Below are 8,215 nucleotides of genomic sequence, written 5' to 3' on the forward strand. Positions count from 1 at the left end.
CTGCATGAGGTCACCGGCGTGCCGCTCGACGCGCAGATCATCGCCGCCAACCGCACCAAGTTCGGCATCTTTCCGATCACCGACGAGATCATCGCCGGCCAGCAGGCCACCGCCGACCGCTTTTACAAGCTCGGGCTGATCCCGAAAGCGGTCCGCATCTCCGACGCGGTGTGGACGGCACCCGGCAACTAACTTGTCCCCTGACGGCGCCGGGTGAGTACGCCCGGCGCCATTTGCGTTTGCACCCATATCTACAGGAGATCCGCCCGTGACTGTGCCAGACATGACCGCGCCTGCCAGCACCGCACCGCTCGATTTCTTCTGGTTCATCCCGACGCATGGCGACGGTTCTTATCTCGGTTCCGAGGAGCAGCAGCGACCGCCCGAATTCGGCTACTTCAAGGAGATCGCGCAAGCGGTCGACCGGCTCGGCTTTCCCGGCGTGCTGCTGCCCACGGGTCAGAACTGCGAGGATTCCTGGATCACCGCGACAGGTCTCGCGACGCTGACCGAAAAGCTGAAGTTTCTCGTTGCGCTGCGGCCGGGTGTCACGCTGCCGACTTTCGCCGCGCGCCAGACCGCCGCCCTCGATCGCTTGAGCAATGGCCGCCTGCTGCTCAATGTCGTGGTCGGCGGCAACCCGACCGAGCTCGCCGGCGACGGCGTCTTCCTGCCGCATGACGAGCGCTATGCCCAGGCGCATGAGTTCCTGACCATCTGGCGCGGCCTGGTGTCCGGCGAGCGGGTCAATTTCGACGGCAAATATTACCGCGTCGAGAATGGCCGCCTCGACCTTCTGCCGCACCAGGAGCGGCCGCCGCTCTATTTCGGCGGGTCGTCGGACGCAGGCCAGGACCTCGCCGCCGACCTCGTCGACATGTATCTGACCTGGGGCGAACCGCCGGCGCAGGTTGCCGAGAAGCTGGCTGCGGCGCGCGCAAAAGCGGCACTGCGCGGCAGAAAACTGCGCTTCGGCATCAGGCTGCATTTCATCGTTCGCGAGACCGAGGACGAAGCCTGGCGCGCCGCCGACCGGCTGATCAGCCATGTCACCGACGCCCAGATCGAAAATGCGCAGGCGCGCTTCCTCAACCAGATGGATTCGGTCGGCCAGCGCCGTATGGCGCAATTGCATGGCGGACGCCGTGACAGACTGGTCGTCTCGCCCAATCTGTGGGCCGGTGTCGGGCTGGTGCGCGGTGGCGCCGGCACGGCGCTGGTCGGCACGCCGGAACAGATCACCGAGCGCATCCGCGAATACCAGGCGATCGGCATCGATACCATCATCGGCTCGGGCTATCCGCATCTCGAGGAAGCGTACCGCGTCGCCGAGCTTCTATTCCCGAAACTCGGGCTCGGCACCAGGCGGCAGCGGGCGCATGAGAACATCGCCAACGAATTCTCGGTCGGCTTCCATGGCGCCAACCGCCTGCAGGCTTCGTCATGAGCTTTGCCACGCGCCTGCATAGCAATGCCATCGGCTGGTTGCTCCCGGCGCTGGTTATTGCCGGCTGGGAGATTGCCAGCCGCGCGGGCGTCATGCCCGCCAACGTGCTGCCGGCGCCAAGTGCGGTCGCCGAGGCCTTCTGGCGGCTGACGCTGTCGGGCGAACTGGTCCGCAACATCGGCGTTTCGACCGCGCGCGCCCTTGCCGGCTTCGCCATCGGCGGCTCGATCGGCTTTGCGCTTGGCCTTGCCAACGGGCTCTCGACGCTCAGCCGCGGCCTGACCGACACGACGCTGCAGATGATCCGCAACATCCCGCACCTGGCGCTGATCCCGCTGGTCATCCTGTGGTTCGGCATCGACGAGGAAGCCAAACTGTTCCTGGTGGCGCTCGGCGTGTTCTTTCCGATCTATGTCAACACGCTGCTCGGCATCCAGAGCGTCGACCCGCATCTGGTCGAGATGGGCCGCGTCTACGGCATGGACCGGCGCGCCCTGTTCTTCCGCGTCATCCTGCCCGGTGCGCTGCCGGCGATCTTCGTCGGCCTGCGCTATGCCCTGGGCATCATGTGGCTGACGCTGATCGTCGCCGAAACCATCTCGGCCAGTTCCGGCCTCGGCTACATGGCCATGCAGGCGCGCGAATTCCTGCTGATCGATGTCGTCGTGCTGTCGATCCTGATCTACGCGCTGCTCGGCAAGCTCGCCGACAGCCTCGCCCGCCTGCTCGAGCGGCTGTCGCTCGGCTGGCATCCGGCCTTCCAGAACAGATGAGAGATTGCCCATGACCGCCGCCAGCCTGACCGCAGCCCGTTCCTTCGTCGCCACGCCGGTGCGACCGATCGGCTCCGTCGAAGGGCAGCGGGCCTTTGCCTTCAGGCAAGCCGGCAAGCGCTTCGGCGACAAGACCGTGCTCGACGGCATCGACCTGGACGTGCCGGCCGGGCAGTTCCTTGCCGTCATCGGCAAGAGCGGCTGCGGCAAAAGCACGCTTTTGCGGCTTCTGGCCGGGCTCGACCGGCCGACATCGGGATCGCTGACATTCGGCGTCGAAGAGGAAGGACACAGCCGCACGCGCTTCATGTTCCAGGAACCACGGCTCCTGCCCTGGGCCAGCGTGGTGAAAAACGTCGAGGTCGGGCTGACCGGGATTGCTTCCGGCGCGGAGGCAAGGCAACGCGCGCTCGACATTCTCGGCGAGGTCGGGCTTGCCGACCGGGCCGACGAATGGCCTTCGGTGCTGTCGGGCGGCCAGAAGCAGCGCGTGGCGCTGGCCCGCGCGCTGGTCGGCCACCCGCAGATCCTGGCGCTCGACGAGCCGCTCGGCGCACTCGACGCCCTGACCCGCATCGAGATGCAGCAGCTTCTGGAACGCATCTGGATCGCGCAGAAGTTCACCGCCGTTCTGGTCACGCATGATGTCGCCGAAGCGGTCGCGCTGGCCGACCGGGTCGTGGTGATCAGCGAAGGCCGGATCGCGCTTGATCTGGATGTGCCCGTGGAACGGCCGCGCCGGCGCGGTTCGGTGGAGCTTGCGCGGCTGGAAGGCAAGATTCTGGATCGGCTGTTCGGGTAGGTTTGTCGGGGGCGGCGCCGCAATTGGCGGAGTGGGGGTCGACCTTTCTTCGAAGCTCACCCTCTAGCGATTGGCCCACACCAATCCCCCCAGCCCGACCAGCATGGTGACGACACCGATATACAGCCATTGCGACTGGCCGGTCATGAAGCTGCCGCCGACAACGCCGACGCCTTGCAGCGACCACAGCACGCCGACGGCAAGCACAATCAAGGCCAGCAGATTTTTGATCAGCCTCATTGCCGGATCTCGCTTTCGAAGTCGATTGGTTGGAGCATCGGGGCCGCGATAAAAGAGCCGAAGGAAGTGGCCCGACCATGCCGGGCTCTACTTGGATATTAATGTTCGATCTTGTCAAACGGACGTCTGACCTCAACACAAAGATCATCATTGATTGACCATCGCGTGCCGGAAAATCCCTGACAGACTGTTACCCAGCGACTCCAAACGTGTGCCATTGCCACGGAACCGCCAGATCACTGCCGCATTTCGCGCCTTATTTGGCACCTAACGGCTGGGGTCTGTCAAAAACGGAGCCATCCCCCAAATATGAAGAACCCAAAACAGACCGCGCTTGTCGCGGTAACGATCGCTGCTGGCCTGATGGTCGGCGCTTCTTCGGCGACCGCCGCCGCCCAGTGCGGCCGCGCCTCGTGGTATGCCCTGCACTCCAAGACCGCCTCGGGCGAGCGCATGAACCCGTCGGCGCTGACCGCCGCGCATCGCACCTTGCCTTTCGGCACCAAGCTCAAGGTGACCAACAAGAACAACGGCCGCAGCGTCGTCGTGCGCATCAACGATCGCGGTCCGTTCATCAAGGGGCGCGTGCTCGACCTGTCGAAGGGTGCCGCCGGCCAGCTCGGCTTCATCGGCTCCGGCCATACTTCCGTGTGCATGGCGCGCGTCTAGAGCTCCCTGTGTCCGGCAAAAGGGCCGGACACATTGCCTACACATTTCGCAGCCGCACACTGAGCCGGCTGGCGCCGTTCGGCCCCGATTTCCATGGCCTTGAACCAAAGAAGCATTGGTCACGCAGCGTGACGTATTGCATCGCAGCAATTAGTTGTTAACTTCCCCGCGAGACATCTAGGGCTCGGCGCTGCTCGTCGTCCCTTCGGTCGCAGGCAGCAGCGGGGTTCTCGATGTTCTACCAGCTCTATGAGATGAACCACGCGGCCCTGCAGCCGGCGCGCCTCTATGCCGACGCGGTGCGGATGTTCTATTCCAATCCACTCAATCCGTTTTCCCACACCCAATGGGGCCGTTCGATCGCGGCGACGGCCGAACTGTTCGAGCGCACCACGCGCCGCTACGGCAAGCCGGCCTTCGGCCTGAGCAAGACCGTGGTCGACTGGAAGAGCGTCGAGGTCACCGAGAAGACCGTCTGGTCGAAGCCGTTCTGCAATCTCGTCCGCTTCGAGCGTGCCGTGCCCGCCGGGCGCAAGCCCGATCCGAAGCTTCTGATCGTGGCGCCGATGTCGGGCCATTATGCGACGCTGCTGCGCGGCACGGTGGAAGCGATGCTGCCCTATGCCGACGTGCACATCACCGACTGGGTCGATGCCCGCATGGTGCCGCTTGCCGATGGCCAGTTCGATCTCGACGACTACATCGATTACGTCATCGACATGCTGCACACGCTGGGGCCGGACACGCATGTGATGGCGGTGTGCCAGCCTTCCGTGCCGGTGTTGGCCGCCGTGGCGCTGATGGAAACGAAGGGCGACCCCTTCGTGCCCTCGACCATGACCTTGATGGGCGGCCCGATCGACACCCGCAGCAATCCGACTGCGGTCAATCTGCTGGCGCAGGAAAAGGGCATCGACTGGTTCCGCGACAATGTCGTGATGCATGCGCCCTGGCCGGTGCCGGGCTTCGGCCGCGAGGTCTATCCCGGTTTCCTGCAGCTGTCCGGCTTCATGAGCATGAACCTCGACCGCCACATCATCGCCCACAAGGACTTCTTCATGCATCTGGTGAAGCATGATGGCGACAATGCCGAGAAGCACCGCGATTTCTACGACGAGTATCTGGCTGTCATGGACCTGACGGCGGAGTTTTATCTGCAGACCGTCGACACCGTCTTCGTTCGCCAGGCCTTGCCCAAGGGCGAGATGACGCATCGCGGCACCAGGATCGATCCGTCGGCGATCCGCAACGTCGCGCTGTTCACGGTCGAAGGCGAGAACGATGACATATCGGGCCTTGGCCAGACCAAGGCGGCGCATGATCTGTGCCCCAATATCCCGGCTGAGCGGCATGCCCACTACATGCAGCCGGCGGTTGGCCATTACGGCGTGTTCAACGGTTCGCGCTTCCGTTCCGAAATCGTGCCGCGCATCGTCGACTTCATCACCAGCTATGGCCGCCAGGAGCGTGTCGCGGTGAAACCGAAGCTGGTCCGCGCCGCCAAGAGATAATGCAAGTCGCCCAAATTGCGGATTTTTGGACGATGACCTGCATAGAACCAAGCTTAACGGCGACAAACCGTGAGATTGACCGGTAAAAGCCGGCTGGCTGGCCGATTCTGTTGCACAAGTGCCGCTGTCCAGCCCCTCGGGTAACCATGCCGACAATCCGACCGTCGTCGTAATTGACACGGACTGTAAATCCCCCTTAACCTTTCGTTAATAACAAAGGGTGAGCGGGGACAATGATTTCCTCATCGATGGCGCAACGGCTGCGCGTGTATGTGGCGGCCGGGCTGGCAGTGACGGCGGGCTGGGTGGCACCGGCTTTGGCGGGTGGAGCGATGGCGACCGGGGGTCTCACCTCGCAGCCGATCGGCCACTATGATTTCTGCAAGCTGCATCCGGGCGAGTGCTCGATCCGCCCGACCAATCTGGCGCCGGCTCCGATGAGCGACGGGCTGATGCGCAAGCTCCTCAATGTCACTGCCAGGGTCAATGCCGCCGTCAAGCCGATGAGCGACATGGACATCTACGGCAAGGACGAGGTCTGGGCCTATCCCGACAAGGGCGTCGGCGATTGCGAGGACTATGTGCTGGAAAAGCGGCGCCAGCTTTCACGCATGAGCATATCGCTTGCCGATCTGCTGATCACCGTCGTGCGCAAGCCCGACGGCGAGGGCCACGCCGTGCTGACGGTGCGCACCGACGAGGGCGACTATGTGCTCGACAATCTGACCGACAAGGTCAAGCCATGGGACGCGACCGGTTACCGCTTCCTCAAGCGGCAGGCGATCGACAACACCGGCCGCTGGGTCTCGATCCGCGGTGGCCAGCAAGTTCTGGTCGGCGCGGTTCAGTAGGTTTTGGTACGCCCATCCCGGCACGTCGCGTTCTTGTGGCGCGCTTTAGCTGCTTTCACATCATAGGTCGCCGCCGCCCCTCATTGTCCTGCCGGACATTTCTCCCCGTATAGGGACGGGGAGAAAGACGCCTTCATCGTCGCTTTCGCCAATCATCAACGTCGTAAGCGCCAACCGCGCGGCTGCACCTTCTCCCCGTCACTATACGGGGAGAAGGTGCCGGCAGGCGGATGAGGGGCAGCGCGACGTCTGCCAATATTTCCCACCGCGACCGCCCCCCAATGAATTTTCGCATTTCTCCGTGAACCATTTCGCTTCGGCCAGCGACACACAGCCGTGAACCGAAACCAACCATGGAGACTTCAGATGACTGCTTTTCTGCGAAACACCCTTCTTGCCGCTCTCGCGGTGTCGAGCATGGCCGGATCCGCCATGGCCGAGCAGACCACCAGCTGTTCCAAAACCAACCTCAACGACCTCTGGGCCGGCCGCTGTTGCGGTGATGCCGGGGCGTCGGGCTGCCTGGGGGGTGGAAACAATGGCCATGGCGGCAATGGCGATCACGGCCGGGGCGGAAATGGCGGCACGGCCGGCAAGAAATGATCTCACCACTGTGCCCGCTGGCGGTCCGCCGGCGGGCAGTTTCCTGCTGAGGCAGGCGAACCTGCATCACGCTCGGATCGTCGGCTACGGCCGCTGGTTCAACGCCGCGCGGATCAATGCAGTGATGCGGCGAAGCTCGGCCTCGTCGAGTTTCTCGATGTTTTCGGCCAGCAGATTGGCAAGCTCGGTGGCAGCGGGGGAAAGACCCGACGTGTCGATTTTTACACGCGGGTGCGAGGCCTCGGCCAGCCGCGCCAGTTCCTCGGCATCGTCCCAGATGATGTTGAAATAGCCGATGATCTTCTGGATCAGCGTCCAGGTCGGGGCACCGCGCCTGCCATGTTCGAGCGCCGACAGGTAGGCGGCGCTGACGCCGATCGCCGCCGCCATGTCCTTCTGGCGGACACCGCGTTCGCCTCGTAGCGTGCGCAGCTTCTCTCCGAACGGGGTCATGTCCCCGCCCTCATGATAGAACTCCTCACAGGCGCGCCCGCCGCAGGCGGATATAGAGCGCACCCGAACCGCCATGGTTGCGGGCGGCATGGTCGTGGCTGGAGACGAGCGGCCGGAAGGCGGGCGTCGACAGCCAGGCCGGCACGGCGCGACGCAACACCCCATCGCCGCCGGAGGACGAGCCCTTGCCGGTGATGACCAGGACATAGCGGACGCCGCCGGCATGCGCCCGGTGCAGGAACGAAAACAGCAGCGAATAAGCCTCGTCCTGGGTCATGCCGTGCAGGTCGACACGGCCCTCGATCGGCAGCCGGCCTTTCGATAATTTGTCCAGCGTCGGCTCGTCGAGGCGGTGCGTGACTTGCTGAGCCTTCGGCTTTGCGGTCCCTGCGGCGTTGGCAGAGGCCAGCGCCGGCTGCGGCTGATTTGGCCTGGCCTCGGCGGCAATGTCGGGGATGTCGACGGCAAATTTGCCCTTCAGCGGCTTGGCCGTGCGCGCCACCAGGTTCCACAGAACCCGGTCATCCTCGCTGAGCTTGTCCGGGCGCCGGGTCATCGGACCGCACCCGCAACGAGCGCGCGCGGCACCAGCGCATAAAAATCCGCGGCATTGCGGATCACGCCGGCGATCTCGCCCGCGGCATCGCCCGATCCGGCGAACAGGTCGCCCCGCGCCGGTCCGGTGATGGCGGAGCCGGTGTCCTGCGCGATCATCAGGCGGCGGAACGGTTTTGCGTCGAAAGCAGTGAGCGTCGGCGCGTCGATGTAAAAGGGCGTGCCGAATGTATGCAGCAGGCGGTCGACGGCGATCGAGCGGCCCGGCGTCAGCGGCACCTTGGCGGCGGCGATCGGGCCAAGGGTTGCGT

Annotated in this window: 11 protein-coding genes and 1 pseudogene; 8 read left to right on the forward strand and 4 right to left on the reverse strand. The window is 64.4% G+C overall.

Annotated elements, in window-relative coordinates; all coding sequences use genetic code 11:
• From EN964_RS16855 to EN964_RS16870, 4 genes and pseudogenes are all read left to right on the forward strand, one after another.
• Positions 1-192, forward strand: a pseudogene (locus tag EN964_RS16855) (sulfonate ABC transporter substrate-binding protein); the annotation flags it as partial.
• A 91-nt stretch (positions 193-283) separates the two neighbouring features.
• Positions 284-1,447 carry an FMNH2-dependent alkanesulfonate monooxygenase gene (gene ssuD, locus EN964_RS16860; protein ID WP_164749061.1) on the forward strand — a complete coding sequence of 388 codons (1,164 nt, stop codon included), beginning with the start codon at positions 284-286 and terminating at the stop codon, positions 1,445-1,447.
• Positions 1,444-2,220, forward strand: a complete 777-nt coding sequence (locus EN964_RS16865) for an ABC transporter permease subunit (RefSeq protein WP_127271637.1) — start codon at positions 1,444-1,446, stop codon at positions 2,218-2,220. Before ssuD ends, EN964_RS16865 begins: the two co-directional genes overlap by 4 nt.
• Before the next feature lie 10 nt (positions 2,221-2,230).
• Positions 2,231-3,022: an ATP-binding cassette domain-containing protein gene (locus EN964_RS16870; protein WP_127268050.1), complete on the forward strand. Its 792-nt coding sequence runs from the start codon at positions 2,231-2,233 to the stop codon at positions 3,020-3,022.
• A gap of 63 nt (positions 3,023-3,085) precedes the next feature.
• On the opposite strand, the gene EN964_RS37705 is transcribed toward EN964_RS16870, so the two are convergent.
• A complete protein-coding gene (locus EN964_RS37705) occupies positions 3,086-3,262 on the reverse strand; it encodes a hypothetical protein (protein WP_164749060.1) in 177 nt (58 codons plus the stop codon).
• A 309-nt stretch (positions 3,263-3,571) separates the two neighbouring features.
• Here EN964_RS37705 and EN964_RS16880 point away from each other — a divergent pair, with 309 nt between their 5' ends.
• The 4 genes from EN964_RS16880 to EN964_RS16905 all read left to right on the forward strand — a co-directional run bounded on the left by EN964_RS16880 (position 3,572) and on the right by EN964_RS16905 (position 6,896).
• Entirely contained in the window at positions 3,572-3,931 is a 360-nt protein-coding gene (locus EN964_RS16880; protein ID WP_127268049.1) for a septal ring lytic transglycosylase RlpA family protein, read from the forward strand.
• A gap of 233 nt (positions 3,932-4,164) precedes the next feature.
• Entirely contained in the window at positions 4,165-5,442 is a 1,278-nt protein-coding gene (locus EN964_RS16885; RefSeq protein WP_127268048.1) for a polyhydroxyalkanoate depolymerase, read from the forward strand.
• 233 nt (positions 5,443-5,675) lie between these two features.
• Entirely contained in the window at positions 5,676-6,293 is a 618-nt protein-coding gene (locus EN964_RS16895; protein ID WP_027040328.1) for a transglutaminase-like cysteine peptidase, read from the forward strand.
• Between the two features lie 366 nt (positions 6,294-6,659).
• Complete coding sequence (locus tag EN964_RS16905) at positions 6,660-6,896, forward strand: hypothetical protein (protein ID WP_127268047.1); 237 nt, start codon at positions 6,660-6,662, stop codon at positions 6,894-6,896.
• A gap of 84 nt (positions 6,897-6,980) precedes the next feature.
• Here EN964_RS16905 and EN964_RS16910 read toward each other — a convergent pair whose 3' ends face one another.
• From EN964_RS16910 to EN964_RS16920, 3 genes are all read right to left on the reverse strand, one after another.
• Positions 6,981-7,349, reverse strand: coding sequence for a helix-turn-helix domain-containing protein (locus EN964_RS16910; protein WP_127268046.1), 369 nt, complete (start codon positions 7,347-7,349; stop codon positions 6,981-6,983).
• A gap of 25 nt (positions 7,350-7,374) precedes the next feature.
• A complete protein-coding gene (locus EN964_RS16915; protein ID WP_127268045.1) occupies positions 7,375-7,905 on the reverse strand; it encodes a Smr/MutS family protein in 531 nt (176 codons plus the stop codon).
• A partial coding sequence (locus EN964_RS16920) for a 3D domain-containing protein (protein WP_245490661.1) occupies positions 7,902-8,215 on the reverse strand: 314 nt, incomplete at its 5' end. The genes EN964_RS16920 and EN964_RS16915, both read right to left, overlap by 4 nt.

Source organism: Mesorhizobium sp. M7A.F.Ca.CA.001.10.2.1, from assembly GCF_003998575.1.
Taxonomy (GTDB): domain Bacteria; phylum Pseudomonadota; class Alphaproteobacteria; order Rhizobiales; family Rhizobiaceae; genus Mesorhizobium.

Excerpts from the sequence above, each read along its gene's own strand:
- ssuD (WP_164749061.1), top strand. The coding sequence starts at position 284 with ATGACCGCGCCTGCCAGCACCGCACCGCTCGATTTCTTCTGGTTCATC.
- EN964_RS16865 (WP_127271637.1), top strand. The coding sequence starts at position 1,444 with ATGAGCTTTGCCACGCGCCTGCATAGCAATGCCATCGGCTGGTTGCTC.
- EN964_RS16870 (WP_127268050.1), top strand. The coding sequence starts at position 2,231 with ATGACCGCCGCCAGCCTGACCGCAGCCCGTTCCTTCGTCGCCACGCCG.
- EN964_RS37705 (WP_164749060.1), bottom strand. The coding sequence starts at position 3,262 with ATGAGGCTGATCAAAAATCTGCTGGCCTTGATTGTGCTTGCCGTCGGC.
- EN964_RS16880 (WP_127268049.1), top strand. The coding sequence starts at position 3,572 with ATGAAGAACCCAAAACAGACCGCGCTTGTCGCGGTAACGATCGCTGCT.
- EN964_RS16885 (WP_127268048.1), top strand. The coding sequence starts at position 4,165 with ATGTTCTACCAGCTCTATGAGATGAACCACGCGGCCCTGCAGCCGGCG.
- EN964_RS16895 (WP_027040328.1), top strand. The coding sequence starts at position 5,676 with ATGATTTCCTCATCGATGGCGCAACGGCTGCGCGTGTATGTGGCGGCC.
- EN964_RS16905 (WP_127268047.1), top strand. The coding sequence starts at position 6,660 with ATGACTGCTTTTCTGCGAAACACCCTTCTTGCCGCTCTCGCGGTGTCG.
- EN964_RS16910 (WP_127268046.1), bottom strand. The coding sequence starts at position 7,349 with ATGACCCCGTTCGGAGAGAAGCTGCGCACGCTACGAGGCGAACGCGGT.
- EN964_RS16915 (WP_127268045.1), bottom strand. The coding sequence starts at position 7,905 with ATGACCCGGCGCCCGGACAAGCTCAGCGAGGATGACCGGGTTCTGTGG.